Annotated in this window: 24 protein-coding genes, 1 pseudogene and 1 riboswitch; of the genes and pseudogenes, 3 read left to right on the top strand and 22 right to left on the bottom strand. The window is 35.7% G+C overall.

The features are described 5' to 3' along the window. Positions 1 to 321 precede the first annotated feature (321 nt). Positions 322 to 657, top strand: coding sequence for a helix-turn-helix domain-containing protein (locus BN1002_RS09765; RefSeq protein ID WP_048824841.1), 336 nt, complete (start codon positions 322 to 324; stop codon positions 655 to 657). A 145-nt stretch (positions 658 to 802) separates the two neighbouring features. Here BN1002_RS09765 and BN1002_RS09760 read toward each other — a convergent pair whose 3' ends face one another. The 15 genes and pseudogenes from BN1002_RS09760 to BN1002_RS09685 form a co-directional block, all read right to left on the bottom strand. Then, entirely contained in the window at positions 803 to 1,663 is an 861-nt protein-coding gene (locus tag BN1002_RS09760; protein WP_442853391.1) for an RCC1 domain-containing protein, read from the bottom strand. Between the two features lie 189 nt (positions 1,664 to 1,852). After that, complete coding sequence (locus BN1002_RS09755; RefSeq protein ID WP_048824839.1) at positions 1,853 to 2,179, bottom strand: hypothetical protein; 327 nt, start codon at positions 2,177 to 2,179, stop codon at positions 1,853 to 1,855. 177 nt (positions 2,180 to 2,356) lie between these two features. Beyond that, the gene (locus BN1002_RS09750; protein ID WP_048824838.1) at positions 2,357 to 2,731 is read right to left on the bottom strand and encodes a VOC family protein; all 375 of its coding nucleotides are present in this window, start codon (positions 2,729 to 2,731) and stop codon (positions 2,357 to 2,359) included. Between the two features lie 177 nt (positions 2,732 to 2,908). Beyond that, complete coding sequence (locus BN1002_RS09745; RefSeq protein ID WP_048824836.1) at positions 2,909 to 3,262, bottom strand: hypothetical protein; 354 nt, start codon at positions 3,260 to 3,262, stop codon at positions 2,909 to 2,911. Positions 3,263 to 3,358: 96 nt separating this feature from the next. Continuing rightward, a complete protein-coding gene (locus BN1002_RS09740; protein WP_048824835.1) occupies positions 3,359 to 3,910 on the bottom strand; it encodes a hypothetical protein in 552 nt (183 codons plus the stop codon). Positions 3,911 to 4,465: 555 nt separating this feature from the next. Beyond that, entirely contained in the window at positions 4,466 to 4,951 is a 486-nt protein-coding gene (locus BN1002_RS09735) for a small multi-drug export protein (protein ID WP_148362756.1), read from the bottom strand. 784 nt (positions 4,952 to 5,735) lie between these two features. Beyond that, entirely contained in the window at positions 5,736 to 6,047 is a 312-nt protein-coding gene (locus BN1002_RS09725; RefSeq protein WP_048824833.1) for a hypothetical protein, read from the bottom strand. Between the two features lie 186 nt (positions 6,048 to 6,233). Further along, a complete protein-coding gene (locus BN1002_RS09720; protein ID WP_048824832.1) occupies positions 6,234 to 6,782 on the bottom strand; it encodes a hypothetical protein in 549 nt (182 codons plus the stop codon). Between the two features lie 170 nt (positions 6,783 to 6,952). Further along, positions 6,953 to 7,678 carry a 7-carboxy-7-deazaguanine synthase QueE gene (queE, locus tag BN1002_RS09715; RefSeq protein WP_048824831.1) on the bottom strand — a complete coding sequence of 242 codons (726 nt, stop codon included), beginning with the start codon at positions 7,676 to 7,678 and terminating at the stop codon, positions 6,953 to 6,955. Then, entirely contained in the window at positions 7,671 to 8,153 is a 483-nt protein-coding gene (gene queD, locus BN1002_RS09710; RefSeq protein ID WP_082036199.1) for a 6-carboxytetrahydropterin synthase QueD, read from the bottom strand. The genes queE and queD overlap by 8 nt, the downstream gene beginning before the upstream one ends. Before the next feature lie 2 nt (positions 8,154 to 8,155). Beyond that, positions 8,156 to 8,827 (bottom strand): annotated as a pseudogene (gene queC / locus BN1002_RS09705) (7-cyano-7-deazaguanine synthase QueC); the annotation flags it as partial. 41 nt (positions 8,828 to 8,868) lie between these two features. Then, positions 8,869 to 8,911: riboswitch (PreQ1 riboswitch) on the bottom strand. 134 nt (positions 8,912 to 9,045) lie between these two features. Continuing rightward, positions 9,046 to 9,501 (bottom strand): hypothetical protein, encoded by a 456-nt coding sequence (locus BN1002_RS09700; RefSeq protein ID WP_048824828.1) that lies wholly within the window; start codon positions 9,499 to 9,501, stop codon positions 9,046 to 9,048. A gap of 80 nt (positions 9,502 to 9,581) precedes the next feature. After that, positions 9,582 to 9,929 (bottom strand): hypothetical protein, encoded by a 348-nt coding sequence (locus BN1002_RS09695; RefSeq protein WP_048824827.1) that lies wholly within the window; start codon positions 9,927 to 9,929, stop codon positions 9,582 to 9,584. A 90-nt stretch (positions 9,930 to 10,019) separates the two neighbouring features. Then, complete coding sequence (locus BN1002_RS09690) at positions 10,020 to 10,475, bottom strand: DUF4279 domain-containing protein (protein WP_082036198.1); 456 nt, start codon at positions 10,473 to 10,475, stop codon at positions 10,020 to 10,022. A 103-nt stretch (positions 10,476 to 10,578) separates the two neighbouring features. Further along, on the bottom strand, positions 10,579 to 11,433 hold the full coding sequence (locus tag BN1002_RS09685; RefSeq protein ID WP_048824826.1) for an alpha/beta fold hydrolase: 855 nt from the start codon (positions 11,431 to 11,433) through the stop codon (positions 10,579 to 10,581). 135 nt (positions 11,434 to 11,568) lie between these two features. On the opposite strand from BN1002_RS09685, the gene BN1002_RS09680 reads away from it, so the two are divergent. Together BN1002_RS09680 and BN1002_RS09675 are read left to right on the top strand one after the other, a co-directional pair. Continuing rightward, positions 11,569 to 11,775, top strand: a complete 207-nt coding sequence (locus BN1002_RS09680) for a helix-turn-helix transcriptional regulator (RefSeq protein ID WP_048824825.1) — start codon at positions 11,569 to 11,571, stop codon at positions 11,773 to 11,775. A gap of 2 nt (positions 11,776 to 11,777) precedes the next feature. Further along, a complete protein-coding gene (locus tag BN1002_RS09675; RefSeq protein WP_048824824.1) occupies positions 11,778 to 12,182 on the top strand; it encodes a hypothetical protein in 405 nt (134 codons plus the stop codon). A gap of 129 nt (positions 12,183 to 12,311) precedes the next feature. Here BN1002_RS09675 and BN1002_RS09670 read toward each other — a convergent pair whose 3' ends face one another. The 7 genes from BN1002_RS09670 to BN1002_RS09640 all read right to left on the bottom strand — a co-directional run bounded on the left by BN1002_RS09670 (position 12,312) and on the right by BN1002_RS09640 (position 17,108). Then, complete coding sequence (locus BN1002_RS09670; RefSeq protein WP_048824823.1) at positions 12,312 to 12,677, bottom strand: hypothetical protein; 366 nt, start codon at positions 12,675 to 12,677, stop codon at positions 12,312 to 12,314. 170 nt (positions 12,678 to 12,847) lie between these two features. Next, the gene (locus BN1002_RS09665; protein ID WP_048824822.1) at positions 12,848 to 13,195 is read right to left on the bottom strand and encodes a hypothetical protein; all 348 of its coding nucleotides are present in this window, start codon (positions 13,193 to 13,195) and stop codon (positions 12,848 to 12,850) included. A gap of 56 nt (positions 13,196 to 13,251) precedes the next feature. Further along, the gene (locus BN1002_RS09660; protein WP_048824821.1) at positions 13,252 to 13,818 is read right to left on the bottom strand and encodes a hypothetical protein; all 567 of its coding nucleotides are present in this window, start codon (positions 13,816 to 13,818) and stop codon (positions 13,252 to 13,254) included. Positions 13,819 to 14,007: 189 nt separating this feature from the next. Continuing rightward, positions 14,008 to 14,919, bottom strand: coding sequence for a hypothetical protein (locus BN1002_RS09655; protein ID WP_048824820.1), 912 nt, complete (start codon positions 14,917 to 14,919; stop codon positions 14,008 to 14,010). 79 nt (positions 14,920 to 14,998) lie between these two features. Further along, positions 14,999 to 15,391 (bottom strand): hypothetical protein, encoded by a 393-nt coding sequence (locus BN1002_RS09650; RefSeq protein WP_048824819.1) that lies wholly within the window; start codon positions 15,389 to 15,391, stop codon positions 14,999 to 15,001. 23 nt (positions 15,392 to 15,414) lie between these two features. After that, complete coding sequence (locus tag BN1002_RS09645) at positions 15,415 to 16,317, bottom strand: hypothetical protein (RefSeq protein WP_048824817.1); 903 nt, start codon at positions 16,315 to 16,317, stop codon at positions 15,415 to 15,417. A gap of 338 nt (positions 16,318 to 16,655) precedes the next feature. Continuing rightward, on the bottom strand, positions 16,656 to 17,108 hold the full coding sequence (locus tag BN1002_RS09640) for a hypothetical protein (RefSeq protein ID WP_048824816.1): 453 nt from the start codon (positions 17,106 to 17,108) through the stop codon (positions 16,656 to 16,658). Positions 17,109 to 17,115: the final 7 nt, after the last annotated feature.

Genomic DNA, 17,115 nt, shown 5'->3' with positions numbered 1-17,115 from the left:
GCAAAATGTAAATTTGAAAAGACTCGCAGTGCCTACAAAGCCTTTTTCAAAGTCAAAAATGCACATAAACTAGTCCTATCTCTGAAAACAATCGAGAACAAAAAAAGATCTCTCAGAAATTTTAAAACTGAACCAATGCCAAACCATCGGTTTCTTCAAAAGCTAGGATTATTTGAACATTTAACTTGATTCACCCTTCAATACTTTTAAACGGCTGTTTTCGTAAACTTTCTGGTATTTAAAATGGACTGGATAGAAATTACTGAAAAGATATATAATGGAAATACAAATAACTTTTTTCCAAAAAAAGGGGGAGTGGAAATGAAAAATAACTTAGTTGCACTATCAATTTGTTGGTTTTCGGTTTGTTTTGTCATTGGCAGTTGGCTAATATCAAATGGTTTGAGCAATCAATCACTCAAACTATCAAACGATCCAGTAAAAGAACCAATACAACATCAATTATTAACGCAATCAGAGGTAGCCGATTATTTAGGAATAAGTATTGAAGAAGTTCAAAAATTAACTAAAATACCTGATGGTGAAAACAGTTATATAAGTGAAATTCCTCACATCGAAATTCAAAATATCGAATATTATCCTAGAAATGCAATTGATAAGTGGTTATTAAATGTGGAGCTGACAGTTGTTCCTTAGCAAAATGAAAAGGCCAAGAATTGGTCTTTTTTATGCACCTTTAAACATGATTCAACTTTTGACACGCTGACATAAGTATTTGCTCCACTCGAATATCGAATGCTATGTTTTACGACAAGCCAGCCAAAACTGGCTTTTTCATTTACTAATTGCCAGACAACTGGATGTCGTGCCAGTTGCATACATTGCATTGGCCGTATTCATTATCACCCACTGCGACCAACGTACCGTCCGATTTGAGGCCGATGGTATGGGTACATCCCGCGGCAATGGCCACAATTTCACGCCAATCATCCACATTACATTGCCCATACTTATCCCAACCGGCTGCTACCACCGTACCGTCAAATTTAAGACCAACAGAATGATTACTACCCACGGCTATCTTCACAATACTGCTCCAGATGCCTACATCGCATTGCCCATGTTTATTAAACCCGGCGGCTGTCACCGTCCCGTCCGATTTCAGACCGATGGTATGTAGATAACCCGCGGCCACCGCCTCTATATCGCACCAACTGTATACATCGCATTGGCGATAACGATTATTGCCTACAGCCGTTACAGTCCCATCTGATATAAGACCAACAGTATGCCAATCGCCCGCCGTGACCGCGATAATATCATGCCAATTGATGACATCGCACTCACCTTCCTCGTTACGGCCGACAGCAACTACCGTGCCATCCGATTTAAGCCCAATGCTATGACGCCAACCTGCGGCTACTGCTACAATACTGTGCCAGGAGTTTACTTCGCATTGATCATGCTTATTCCAACCGGCCGCTGTCACTGTACCGTCAGATTTTAGCCCGATTGTGTGAGCATTACCCGTGTTCGTGGCCATATGAACATTACCCGCTGCAACCGCCACGATATCGCTCCAGCCGCTAACATCGCATTGGCCATATTTATTATCACCGACAGCCATCACCGTACCATCGGATTTTATCCCTACAGTATGTCGACGCCCGGCCGCAATCGTTTCATTGGACCACCTTCTCAACTTTAACACCTCCACTTTTCGTTGATATGGACAGCTTGTAACACACTAATATGGTCCTAATCTTCCGTTGTAAGTACAAATTTTCATCTGAACCAATACTTACAGTTTATTTAAATAGCCTAATTCACAAACCATAGGATTATATGTATTCGTTCAAATCATCAATTTTAAAGAAAAGTAACTCTCGAGCTACTTACTTTTAGTATGTATTTCATAAATGAAATAAGAATAAATTCTATAACCGATGGGTAACAGAGCTATGATTGAATACCATTTACTATCGGCAAAAAGCAGCCATAAAAAGGCAATGATAATAGATAAAATAAAAATGAGATTACCAGAAAATCCATTAAGAGGTTGATTATCTAAAAAGAAAGTTTTTGCTCCTTTTAAATCCTTTGCATAACAACTCTCATGGTAAGGAACAACAGCATATATTAATACCGCTGTAACTAGATCATCTCTATTTTTAATTACTCCCGCACACTTTTCACATACCACCATCTGTGCTGACATGACTATTCCCCCTTCAGATCCCTTCACTTAAAATCTTTCACTAATGTAATTAAATCTTTAAAGGTTCGACACTTTTTCAACTATCCACCCTCTACAACATCAACTAGAAAAAAGCATTCCTTATTTACAAATAGCCCTTTTAAGTTTAAGTGTGACTTTCACAAAATTACTTTTATATTACCAGTGCACTTGAAGTTTATTGCCATTTAAATCATAAAAGTGGAAATAGGCATGTCCTTTATCCTCTTGTATATTCTCAACCCTAACTCCATTTTCAATAAGGTGTGTATGAAATTCGGATAATTCCGGACTTGTAAAACCAATGCTAAACGCTGGGACATTACCAATGGTAAAATGTGCAAATGTATCATCTTCAGAAGGAACTAAAATGAGTAAAAATGGTCCCTCATTAACTTTCATAATGGCAAAAGGATCCTCAGTAATGGTTAATAATTGTAGGCCTAATATATCTCTATACCATTGTGCAGACTGCTCCAAATCTTTTACAGGAATTCTTATGTAATGTACTTGTTCAATAAATGATTTACTCATAAAATACCTCTCCTTTATTTCGTATGGCATGTCCAGTAATTTACTTTTTATAGCCCGTTTCCGTTCCATTTATTGAACTAATTTAGCTTAATAATAGAAGCCAAAACGCCCGCAAATATAACGGCTGGATTTTAAACTCTTGCATCCTTTATTTTCAGTAAGCAGCATGCCATCAAGTTAATTTAATGGGCCAGTCACTTCAAGGCATTTTCCACTATACGCGTCCATCCTAATGGTTGGTTCTTTTCCATCTTTAGTTTTCAGTATTACACTCAATTCGCGTTGATTCGTGATTTGATTAAAAAAGCCACTCTTTGTATCAATAGACAATTTCTCCAGCGATATGTCATCAAAATTTATATCAACTGCTACGATACCCAATTCTTTTGGTGGAACGTTCAAACACAATACTGCGGAATCTATGGCTTTCTCAGTTGTCAATATGGGCTTTTGGTATACATAGGCAAAACAAACAAGTAGAAAAACTGAAATTTGGAAAACAGATTTTTTTAAGTTTGTGGTCTTTAACACGTTCAATCACCCTATCCCAATATCATAAGAAAATTAGTTTACCCCTCCTGTCCAGATAGTTGAAAATAGATAAACCATTAGTTTGAACAGTAAATTTCATATGAGTTTTTCATTTTTGATTACGAAAGCGTTGTAGTAGCAAAATAAAAATAATACTTCTAGTAATAACAAAGCACCCATTATAATTGTTGATAACGTGGGAACAAAATTAAAGAAAGCATCTATACCCGCCAGGATGAATAGTAAAATCATAATGGTTACTAGATTATATAAAACCTCTTTATTCATATTACTAGTTAATCCGTCCATCAATTGGAAAATAATAATAAACACCATAAACATACCTGCCATAATCAACGCAACCCCAGCTAAAACTATAATTTGTTCAAGCGTAGTTGACATACCCATCGTTAATGGCGAATGATCTGTAATATTCAATAAGAAGAAGATCATACTATGAGCAATCATGATAATGACATAGGGTTTGGCCTTTAATATTGGTTGATTTGTTCTCTCCAATTCGTTTAATCCAAAAAATATCAATACATATCCAATTATGTTGGTTATGTAAAAAGTGGGTCCGATATCCCAAAAACTAAAATTTGTTTTGAAGAAGACAAAGATTAACCCAACGAAAATATTTAGCAAAAATAACTTACCTCCTTAATAGTTGGAAATTTAAAACTAGAACACTTCTTCCACCAATCTGCCAGTTTGTACAAGCACGATAATCCTTAAATCACCAGATTATATGTATACGTTCAAATCATCTATTTCAAATAACCCGCTCTCTGATAGGAATTGCGTTACTAAATAGACGTGGGCACTGCCAATGAGCAAGTATGCGGTCATTTTATTTAGCCAAAACCTTATTGCTATTTATACTATAGGGGGGTAACCACCATCGTTTCATGAATATTCCGAAATTTAAAGTCAGAAAGCTCTCTGGTTAAAAGGATTGTAAACAATAATTCACCTCTTCATTATCTCACATTTGTTTCAATTGGATTAATCGAAATAATAAATCGGATAAATCCAGAAAACCGTATATCTAATTAATCCTGTCATAGATAACAGTTGAAGACAGTGATGAGAATAAGAGTAATCGATCAAAGAAAAGCCAAATTCCTTCTTAGTTTTTTGCAAGGAGTTTGGCTCTTGCTCCTAAAACAATTCCCTCCATTGGTGAAAGAATGCTTGCTTTTATTGATTTAATAGTCTTGTGATAAAACCAAAATCATCTTCATCTTTCACCAAAAAATCAAAGCCCAAATACGCTGCAGTTCCAAGGGAAATTGCCCAAAAGGCAATACTTGCTGTCATCAATACTAAAGTATTCTTACGAGTACCGCCAAATGTCACAGCTAATAGTGCTGTTAAATGGGTACCAACAAAAAAAGGACCTATAAACGCTAAACCTGGTAAACCATATTTCCCCCATATTTTCTTCGCACGCCGATGACTTTTGGGTTCATTTATTTCTTCATTGGATTTTTTCTTTTTACGCCAATTGCGGATCGAGTCAATAAATACGATAAGTAAAATTATCGTTAATAAGTTCCCTAAAAATGCAATAATAATAACTGGAACTGCCGGAATACCGCCGATAATTGCAATTGGTACGATCATTGCTACTTCAAAAAACGGAATGGCTGCCAACAAAAAGATAATCAAATATGTTAAAAACAATTACTAATCCCCCTTATTTATCCCTTCTTTTTTTATATTAAATCCTCCAGGTTTGCTTGTTGCTTTTTTCAAAAAAGGCAATCCTCTAAAACTCAATAGACTTTTATGTTCATACGATTTTGTTTTTGCAAAAATGACCCAAGTGCCCTGGATTAAAGAATAAAAAATATTACAAAAAACAGAACTATTGTCCATATGTATGAAGTAAAGATAATTTTGCTAATTCGGTTGTTCTTTCTTTGTTTCTTGTGCTCTATCGAAAAAATAAAAAGGAATATTAAAAAAGAAAATATATAAGGAAAACATATAGGAGTGACCGCCACTGCTCTACCCAGGTCATAATGGGTCCTACAGTTCCCCCCACTAAAAACAGAATGATCGATAAAACACCTACCGAAATACTAATTTTCGGCATCAGGTTCCAAAAGGACCGTTCTAGGATACTATTTCTCTTTTTTGCCTCAAATATGAAAATTAAATAGAAGCAAGTTAAGATAACCGTTACGATAATAAATGTTATGTAAATGTTGTTTGCTGGGGTCCAATCAGAAAATGAGCTAGCAACTCTATTATCCGCATTCATTTCTAACACTGTCATCAATACTCATATAGCACCTATTGTCAGTATTTGTAGAATTAACCATTTCACACCACACGCACCTCCTAACACTATTACGGACCACTCTCCTAAAAGTTCTCTATTAATCTATTCTTTTTCAGAATTCATAAATAAATGCCTTGATCCTGGCAGAATCAAGACACATGACTTGTTAAAGTATCTAGTTTAAAGATGGCCAAGATGTTTAGCGAAATATAAAAAGCCAACCTTCTTAACGAGGAAATTACTCAGCTCCCCTTCAGTTGCTCTTTCGATTGGGGGATTTGTTAATGTATATGCTTTCGCATTCTGCTTGGCAAATTCCGCTTTATCCATTTCATTATGAAAATCATCATCAATAATACCTGTGGTAACAGCCTTAATTGGATAACCCATAAAGAATACTTTAGTCCTTAAAGCTGTTTGAGGTGTTGAATGTAAGAAAAGAAATATCGCGATTAAAAGTGTAAAAATCAGGATTCTCAATTTTTTACTCATTTCCGTATCCCCCTGAAAAATGACTCTCCTTCCTTAAGTATAACCAATCTAACCGGGTATGGAAATGATTTCCTCAACAAATCAACCAGCTCTTATTGTTCAAAAATAGTGGCTGCCATCCTTGTTGGATGATCACACTAATTAAAATAAATATCTCTGCAAAATTTCCCTTGTAAAATATATTCGTTATAAAAACGAATGAATTAAAAATAAAACGGCAAATGCAACCCCGGATCGCAAATGCCACTTCCGGTCCATCCTCTGATATCTGTATAGTCCTGATATCGGTACTGGGAGCAGGACTAGTAATGAGAGCAAGCCACTTATATTCTCAAAATCAAATTCGAAGCCGTACATAAAGACAGCTGCCGCATGCAAAATAATAAAAGCAATCGCGATAATCGCAACTGGAGTATGCCATTTTCGGGTAAAGCGCAGCAAAATAGACAACCACTTTTTCACGTCAGCTTGTCTTTTGAGTATAGGGAGCTTGATCACACGAAGAAGTACATAATAAGCAAGGACAAAAAATAACAAAACTCTTGCATTCGAGCCAAAATCTTTAAAAGTATCTTCGAACTGCTCGCTGTCCAGAGAGGTTAATGAAAGCTGTTGAAGGAATCTAAAACCAAATAGAATGATCAAAGCAGCAATAACAATCGCCAAGAAAAACCAAATCCGTTCCTTCTTAGGAATCCATCCTCGTTTTTGAGCTTTGATTTCCCGTCCATTCATGGGGTCTTCCTCCTAGAAATTAGAGCTGATTTTTATACTTCATTCCTACATTTTGAAGAATAGATCAAATGTAATAATTGTGCTACTAATAGTTTGGGAAGAATTCCAAGTTTTTATAAGGATTAAACCAAAATTTCACTATTTTGATGGTAATCTGATTGTTTCCTACTTTACACCCCTCGCTTGTTCGACCAGACTAAGGCATGAAGCTGTGGCAAAGGGCGCACATTGTTCATTTCAGGATCGCCGAGGACTTTGCCCCACAGCCAGTCCAATGAATGAAGCAACCGACTTGAAATATCGCCCTCCTCCCCAGGGTTATCATTGCCGACCGAAAGATAACATAGGACGTTATATTCCATATACCGGCTATTCAGCATCTTTGCAAAATCAAAATCTACATCATCAAAAACAACAACCTTAAGGGAAAAATTCGTTTTAACATGAACTAAATTCCGCACTATATCGTCCAAAAGCTCAAGATCCGGATTCATCCCGCTGCTGGGCGGTTTAGGAGAAATCGTTAAGTCGTCAACAAGGGTAAACCAGTCCTGCCATCTGCTTCCCTGAGTCTCCAAACCTACTTCGATATCAGATTGATGCAGAAGCTCAATGAACTCCTTCATCGGCTCACCAATCAAAGCCGGGTTCCCTCCCGTAATCGTTACATGGTTGAAATTTTCCCCGCCAAGTCCCTTAAGCTCTTGAAAAACTTCGGCAGGTGCCATCATTCTAATTTTATCTTTTTTAGACCCGTCCCAAGTAAAAGAAGAATCGCACCAGGAGCACTTGTAATCACATCCGGCAGTCCGGACGAACATACTTTTGCGCCCCATCACCATCCCTTCTCCTTGAATGGTCGGACCGAAGATTTCCATAACCGGTATCTTATTCAACCTCCATCCACTCCCTTCTCGCTTCCGCATAGCTGGTCGGAGTTTCATAGAGACGGACGAATTCAACCCGCGCACCATCGTACTGAATTCCACGATCGCCCTGTTGCAGCGCTTCAGCCATTTTTTCATAAATCCACACAACAATATTTTCTGCTGTCGTATTCATTGGCGGAAGCGTTTCGTTCAAATATTTATGATCAAGAAATATCTCAATTTCATTTTTCCAAATTTCCTTTATGTCCCCGAAATCGATCATCAACCCGCGGCCGTCAACAAAACCACTGATTCCGAACACGACCTTGTATGTATGGCCATGGAGGTTTTTACATTTACCTTCGTACTCATGCAAATGATGCGCCGAATCGAAGGTGAACTCCTTGCTGACAAGCACTCGTTTCGAATGGTACTTCAATTGGTCACGCCTTATATCCACATCTATTTTTTGCAATTTATCGACAATCCTGAATCCGTACATCATTACATCCCCTGCCGTTCTGCCAGATAGTCATCCAGGCCTTTTTTCCTTAGCTTGCAGGCAGGGCAATCACCGCAGCCGTCCGAGATGATTCCGTTATAGCAAGTAAGCGTCTTTTCGCGTACATACTCGAAAGCTCCAAGCTCATCCGCAAGTTTCCAAGTCTCTGCCTTGTTCAGCCACATCAATGGCGTGTGAATGACAAAGCTTTGATCCATTGATAGATTAAGAGTGACGTTAAGCGACTTCACGAAAATATCACGGCAGTCCGGATAGCCGCTGAAATCCGTTTCGCATACACCTGTAACAATATGCTTTGCGCCAACTTGGCTTGCCAGCACCCCGGCAAACGACATGAACAGCAAATTCCTCCCTGGCACAAATGTGTTCGGCAGGCCGCCGCCTTCCCCATCTTTCACTTCGATGTCTTCCCGGGTCAACGCATTCGGAGCGAGCTGATTCAACAGGCTCATATCGAGGATATGATGGCGAATGCCAAGCTCCTTCGTAATATTTTTTGCGCACCCGATTTCAGTAATGTGCCGCTGGTTATAGTCAAACGTTACAGCAATAACCTCTGCAAATTGCTCCATCGCCCAAAACAGGCACGTGGTACTATCCTGTCCCCCACTAAATACGACTACCGCCTTTTCACTCTTCAACGTTTTCTTTCTCCTTCCAACAAAAAAACAGCACGCCTAAAGAAAGCAGTGCTGTTTCCTTAGTTTTTTAAAGAGGGTAGCTAGAACCTCTACCGCCAAAAGGCGGATTTTGTTATTCGCGATTTTTTTATTATATACGAAAAAAAGGACTTGTAAATAGTATGACCAATCATTTCAGCACTCAGAGATTTGCTGCTCCTGCTTTAAACTGGCCATTTACAATCATTTCCCTAATATATGTGCAAATTCGTTCCCTCAGGAATGACACTCTTAATAAATTCAATCTCTTCATCTGAAAGGTTTGGCATGAACAATTCTGTAGCCCAGTGTCCTGAATGAAAAAGGGTTTCCTCATCCATTAAGAAATTAACAGTGAACCACTTGAATCTTCCATTCTCACTTGCAAAATCATTTAGCAAATACTCCGTTATGGCAGTTGTTTTACTGCCTTTAAAGATTGTCAGATTTTCTTCCTTCTCAACCTGAAATGCCTCTTTATGCAGGGTCACCAGCTCTTCACTGATCTCCTTCTCTTCGTTCCAGCAATGCACTTCAATTGCGTTCGCTTTAGATAAAAATCCTTCAGCCAACGGCAACCAATAATCGTATTTATCACCTATAGGGATTGGAAATGCATCATGAGTATTTGTGTAGACTGGCAATTGTAAGGCAATATTATTCTTCATCTGCCCACCTCTTATGGACTAGGAATTTAGTAACATAAAAATGGTAATAGCGTTGCAAAAAAGGTAATTAGTTGAATGGCTTAATCTTTTGTCATTTTTATAATCCCTATATAATCTGATGCAACAGCAAGTATTATTACTTGGCCATTCTTTTCGTAAATAGAATTATGACCGTCTTTCTCTACTTCTTTCCAGCCATTCTTTCTAATAACTAAGCGATAACTGATTGGAACTTCTGTACCTGATGATTGTTCCCATATATAATTTTTAGCCTTCTCACTTTCATTTTCTAATGTCACATTATTGGGAACAGGGAAATCATAAAATTCTTTCAAGCTGTGATAGTGTTTATCTAGGTTTGTGTAATAAAAAACTCCTATTCCAACAAAAATAGCAGCTACAATTAACAATGTTATGAACCGTTTCATAAACTTATCCCCTTGTATTCGTTATTAATCCTAATTTTATTTAGCTTCCCTGCCCCTGGTAATCATATAACCAAAAATGCCGCTTTCTGCTTATTTAGTAGTGAATACCGATTCAAATGGATTTGCATACAAATCAATATCAAATTCAGCTTTTATACTATTTGCAAATTCAATTTGTTCGTTATTGAGATAAAAAGCAGGTGTCTTTCCATTTTCAACAATAATGACGATGAATAATTTACATTCAAGGTTGTATTCAGCTTTTAACTGATTAATTATAGGTGCTTTATCTTTTAGAGGTTCTAAAATTTGGTCCATTTGGTTCTTCACATCCCAGGACTCTTGGTACCCTGTACTTAAATCCCAAACCGTTTCCTTTCGATAAATAGGTTTTGTTGTGATAACATTTGGATTATAGGGCCTTACAATGAGATCGCCCATTTTATAGGTTTGGGTTGGGTTAATTCCCAATGATTCTGTTACATGTTCTAAAGGGAAACTATCTCCATACGGGCTGAAATTAACCATTACTTGAGTTTTTTCCAAGTTTAAATTCCCCTCCAATAGGTAATTCGATCTAATATACCTCTCCTGTTTATAAATTCCTGCTGTTAAGAGTTTATACTTCCGACTTCAACTTACCTACCATTCAATTAGAATTAGATATTTGCTTGAGAAAGTTATTTGTAACTTCACGAAATAACGGACCTTCTTCGAGAAAAGGATAATGATTGCTTTCTTCAAAAACTACTAAATGTGAATTTGGAATCAGTTCATTCATTTCAATTGAGAATGAAACAGGGCATTGGACATCGTATTTCCCACAAAGAATTAATGTCCGAGTGGAGATTTGTCCTAACTCCCTGGTTATGTCAAAGATAGCTGCTTCCCTGGCAAAAAAATTCAATCTTGAAGCAGACAACCCTTTGTTTATTGTTAATGAAAAGTAATCTTTATATTGTTCGGGACGATATAAAGACAGTTTTGTTCTTTCTTCTGTTAATCGGTGTCTTTCAATCGGACAAAGATCTGACTGTTTCAAGAGCTGTATATAATTTTGCATTAGATCGAATTGGGGGTGTTCAGTATGATAGATACACAGCGGAGATACGTTATACTTTCTTGCGGCTGAACCAACAAGAATCAATGAATTTAATGATTCAGGAAAGTGAATGCCATAAAGGACCCCGATCATCCCTCCAGTTGAATGCCCCGCAAATACCCAGGATGACAGACCTAAAGCACTTCTAATGGCTTCAAGATCATAAACAGCATCCAACATACTTAATTCATGAGCTTCATTCGCTTGACTCGAGTTACCAGTACCTTTTAAATTCACCAGAATTACCTTATTGTCGTCTGTAAAAGTTTCAGCAAAATAATCCCCCGTATTATTAAATTCAGAGTAGTGATGGGTAATACAAACAGGAGTACCTTTCCCTTTTGTAAATATTTCAAAAGTTCCACGCGGGGTATCAATAATCTCGGTATCCCAGTATGTCAATATACTTCCCCCTTTATGAAATACTCTATTTTTTCCTAACACTTAAAGATAAAATGTAAAAAACGTTTGACATTATACCCTAATAATCATACAATAATGTCAAATAAGTTTGACATTTTGACTTGGCGGTGACTTATGGAGAATCTGATAAAGGAGCTTAGAAAAGCCAAAAAAATATCGCAGGAAGAACTAGCAACCATGTGTGACGTTTCTAGACAAACGATTAATGCGATTGAGAATAACAAGTATGACCCCAGTTTATCTTTAGCTTTTTTGTTAGCGGAATCATTAGAGGTTACTGTAGATGAACTATTTATTCATAAGGGCGTAGGGAGGAAGTAGACATGAATTTATTAAAAAATCGTGGAGTTGCTTTAGTTGTTTTACATTTAATTGTTACGTTTTATTTGGCCAGCTATATTTATGAAGAGCTGGTTCAAAACAATTCACAACTTTCGGTAGTACATGTGATGATTGCAGTTATGGTATTTTTAGGTTGGATTCAATTAGTTACTTGGGGAACAGATATAAAAGTTCAAAAAGATGAATTAGGAAAACAAATCAAATACAAAAGTTCAAAAATTAGCTATGATATTATGACTGTTGTTTTGCTGGCACTATATTTAATAGATTTAAATTATTATCAAAAAGACGACGGATTCGGAAATGTTTTTTTACTAATAGCCCTAGGTATATCGGTCCTTCTGAATCCAATCATACAATTCATTTTAGCGCTACGATATAAGTAATAATTTGGTTTTTGAGCTAACTTCTTATTCGACTATCCTGCCCTTTATGTTGAATAAAGAATTAACCAAAAAAGCGGCTATTCCTACCTTAAAACAACACACTCGTCGGGCTTAGGATTTTGAGAAATTTCATTTTAACGATAAAGGAATTATTTCAGCTTTTCCGTCCCATTTTATTATTACCTCTGACGGTTCCATTGCATTAGTACAACCAATAGGTAGCGTAAAAACTCCGGCTTTCTCTAATGGAACAGACCCCATAGAATTTGAAAAGATATACTCTATGCTTTCTGGTAAAGTTGATTTTCCAATATATTTAATGTATCCAGACGATTCACCACTAGGTTTTGAGCACTTCCCACCTGATTTTTTTACTTCATATTGTATTTTCCAATTGTCACTTTCTCCTGTAGATATATGAGTTTTTTGTGAGCAAGAAGATAATAACGCAATACATAATAATAAAACAAAAAGACCTATTCTAGAAACAGCCATTCTACCGCCCCCTCTTTCCATTATTATACATCACAACTTGTGCCTTTAGAATTTTCATGTATGTTTATTCAACTAACATGATCCATATATTCAAGAGGGAATTTAGTAAAAATGGTCTAAAACGCTCCATAGTTCATCGCACCAGTTGTTTTATTTGTATCAGCAGCAGCTTAATCTTTTGTCATTTTTATAATCCCTATATAATCTGATGCAACAGCAATTATTATTTGTTTCCCATCCTTTTCGTAAATAGAATTATGGCCGTCTATCCCTACTTCTTTCCAGCCACTCTTTCTAATAACTAAGCGATAACGGATTGGAACATCTGTACCTGATGATTGTTCCCATATATAATTTTTAGCCTTCTCACTTTGATTTTCTATTGTCACATCATTTGGAACAGGGAAATCATAAAATTCTTCCAAAGTGTGATAGTTTTTATCTAGGTTCTTGTAATAATAAACTCCTAATCCAACAAAAACAGCAGCTACAATTAACACTAATATTAATCGTTTCATATACAGATCCCCTGTATTGGTTATTTAACCTAAATTGATAGTTGAACAAACGTTCACTATATTTCTTTTAACAATAGTATTAATTCTGCTTCAAGTGAAGTCCCACTTTTTTCTTTTGTTATTTCAAAAGGCTTTTTATAAAGGCAAGCATGTTTTAATGCAAGAAAACCATCAATCGGGAATGAGTAAGTTTGCCATTCTTGTCGATATCCTAATATTCCACGTTGCTTTATAACTCGGTCTAATTCTTTAACTACACATAAAACAAAGTCATCAAAATTACATTTTGTTTTCAATATTTCTCTAGGCAAATTCTTAATTAGCTTTCTCTCTGTCATAAAATTTTGTTTTTCAGTAATTGTAATTTCTAGGTCCTCAAAGTCACGCTTAAATTCCCAACATAATAAAAAGGGACCCATATGCCAATCAATTCCCCCATTAATTTTATGAAATGCTCCGTCTTTCCAGCTTAATTTACATAACGGATGTACTGATGCTAGGTATGAAACAAAGTCTCCTAGAGCATCGGAATGAAATGAAGGATAAAACTCGAATCTTTTATTATTCACCTCAAAAATACAGGTTGCATTCCCACTTTTAATATCTACATATGAAAACTTCAAATAAAGTCACCTCGGCCTTATTAATATAGGATTCACGGATTAATACTCCTCTCTAAAACTAACAACTGTTTCCATTAACTTAAAGAAGAATTAAAAATCCTAGTACTTGAACTCATCTATGTATGTTCTATAAGCAATTTAATAAAAAATCATCGCACCAGTTTGTTTAAGTACAAATTTCCACAGACATTACTGCTTTTCATAATATCTAACAATGTCCGTTTCAAGCTCATCAATCTTTTTCCCTGTTACTTTTTGAAACGAAGCCTCGAAATTTTTCGAGGTGGATGTTTCATCTAATAATGTAGAAATAACATTATCACCGTATGTATGGATTAAAAATGCGATTGTAAAATAGCACTGATAATATGGATTTCTGCCTTCCTCATCAAGAGCTTTTTCCCATTGTGGGTTGGTCTCCAACTTTTCCAATTTAATAAAGTTAGGCTTAAAAGAAAGATAATCTAACTGGACCTCATTCTCCCCAATATATGTTGCAACGCCTTCAATAAACCACTTCGGGACAATGGAAGATTGTATATCCAAAACTTCTAGCTTACTAAAGGTTGCGTAGTGAGCGTACTCGTGAAGAATATTGTTTTGAAACAAATAAAACGGATTATCTCTTTTTTCAATGATGCTCCCAACTTCTTCTTGATTAATTCCTATAGCTATAACCTTATCGATATCGGAATAAAAACCAGATAGATTTTCTATAGCGCTAAAGTTCTTAAGTTCCTTCATATCCATAAAAATCAAGTCTACAGGACTATTTTCTTCATATCCTAGATATTTCTTCGTTAATTGTTCTGCATCCTCTAATGTTTCTTTGGTAAGAGGGAGAATATCTTTTAGCGTGGAGTTATAATAAATCGTTATGTGTCTTACTTCGTCCTTAAGGCTTTGCTGTTTTAGTTTATCTATTTTTCCTGGGTTATCAATATATGAAGAAATTACAGTTTTAATAGTCTGTAGCACTTCGATATCGTTTTCTTTAGAAACATCATAAACGGCTACTAGGAAGAGAGAAGTAAAAATGAATGCCATACTACTAATAATTATCAGGATAATCTTTATACCTCTTTTAAATAGTAGTTTCATTTATTCCCTCCCTTCTTTCTTTTTGAAAACCAAAGAGAAAATTACCCATTTATTAATTTGCATTTTATCAAGAGTAGAATCATCTAGCGTTTAAAGAATTAATGCAAACAATATAACAGGCAAAATCGCCAAACCGTTTTCGGTCCTCCTCTACAATCCCTAGTTCATCTATCCAATCGGAGTCCCACCCCTGATTTTCCATATACCTTGCTAGTATTTTCAAGGTTGCCATGAAGTCATTATGTTGAATAGTCCTCGATGAATCAACATCTCTTCTTTCTTCAGTTGTTTGAACGCTCCAGTTAGCACGTGTACTTGCATAACTATTAGCTGACTTAACAACGTCTTCTAAGAGATCTTGAAAAACATCATCTTTTTGTTTTACATATTGTACAACTCTCAAGTGTAAGGCGGCGGCTTCTTGGAAGGTCAATCTATCTTTCACTTCTAAATAGTTTGTATAAGTTAACATATTGCTACCTCGCTTGACTTCATTCAGTCACTCCTTTTTTTATTAAAGTCATTCATCATATTTTCCCCACGTTTTTCGATACAAAAATTAACATGTTTCAAAAATCGAATTATATCAAATTCATTTTTGGGCAAAAGTCGTATATTTGGAGCTAAATGATTTTCCCAATATGGAATGACTTCGTACTCATTATCTACATAACAACTGAGATGATATATGTTAACAAAATTCTCCCATGCCCCGATAGGCTCTAAAAAACATTGAAGTAACTTCAACCCCCAGTCCCAGTAATCATTGTGTCCACGTCCAGCATTAAATCCATACGGCACAGTAACAATGTTTCCAATTGTATGAGTTAATACTGCAAACCTTTGTAATTCTTCTACATTATGAACTTTAGAAAAGAACTCAAAATTTATAGTTAGGAACTCTACCCATTTCATTCCCTTATCAACTTTTAGGGAAGGAAAATATTTTTTATAATACGTTAAATATTTTTCATGAATTACCTTATCCTTTCCAGTAACAAATGGAGGATAATGCCTTGCTGGAGTTGGATTTTCTTCCTCATAGATTGGTTTTTTTAACGTATCTTTATCTTTGTCTTTAGTTGTTCCATTAGGCATAAATATTTCAGGATACATTATTTGTAAATAACACTTGTAAGTTGTGAAAAAAGAATTAGCTATGTCTTTATAATCTGAATTTGAATTAGGAAGCAATGTTCTAAATACGTTCTCAATTAATTGATAATTTTCAATATGTCCTAGTTTAGAATATTTGTAATTAAAATAGTTATCGCTTTTATCACGATAATTTTTATCATCCTTTGCCAATAAAATATTCTTAATTGGATTTCCATCATCGATGTAATTACTTCCAAGTAGTATCTTTTTAAAATCATAGTTTGTTGTTAAATTTTCCACTTTAATTCCTCCTTATACTGTGTGTCTTCTCTCGAATTCCGCAATGAATGGCTCAAATCTCCGCATAAATGGCTTAATTCATCTCCAATAATCAATAGTCAGATTCTCTTCCTTCTCAACATGCATTGCCACTTTATGCAGAGTAATCATATCTTCAATGGTCTCCTTTTCTTCTCTACAGTATTGTATCTAAATGGAGTTCGGGTTTGACCATAAAAGAAGGACCTGACTGTGGTCCTTTGTTTTAAATGCTTATTGAAAATTTTCACTCGTTTGAATAAGAAAAGTGACAAAATCATTTTGTTAGATGACGTACTGAAAACCACATTAAAAGTTAATTACTTACTATATTTTAATTCAAATTCTTCTACTTTTTCATTCCACTCTATTTTAAACGGGATAACCGTTTGTTCATTAACAAAACCATTATTTATACTTGAGTTATCTTGAAATACGATAGCTCCTTTTATTGGAGATAACCCTTCAGGTCCATTTTCAGAGCGTTTGCCTTCTGCTATGCCATATTTATAAATGTAACTAATTTGATGTATATCTTTTAAATCTCCTAAATCGCCTTTGTACTCAATGCTCAAGGTGAAATCTGTTTCATATGAACCTTTTGAAATTCCATTAACTATCGTGGCCTTCCAGTATTCTCCCTCTCCATAATAAGTTATCTTTTCTACTGTGCTAGATGGTGTACTATCAACCTTCTTTTCATTGTCTTGCTGACAACCAAATATACCGATTGATAAAAACATTAAGGCCAAAATATAAATGGTTTTTTTCAATAATTAT

Origin of the sequence: Bacillus sp. B-jedd, assembly GCF_000821085.1 — a bacterium.
Taxonomy (GTDB): Bacteria; Bacillota; Bacilli; order Bacillales; family Cytobacillaceae; genus Bacillus_D.
The sequence above is the reverse complement of the archived record's forward strand: the minus strand, read 5'-3'. Positions and strand labels throughout refer to the sequence as shown.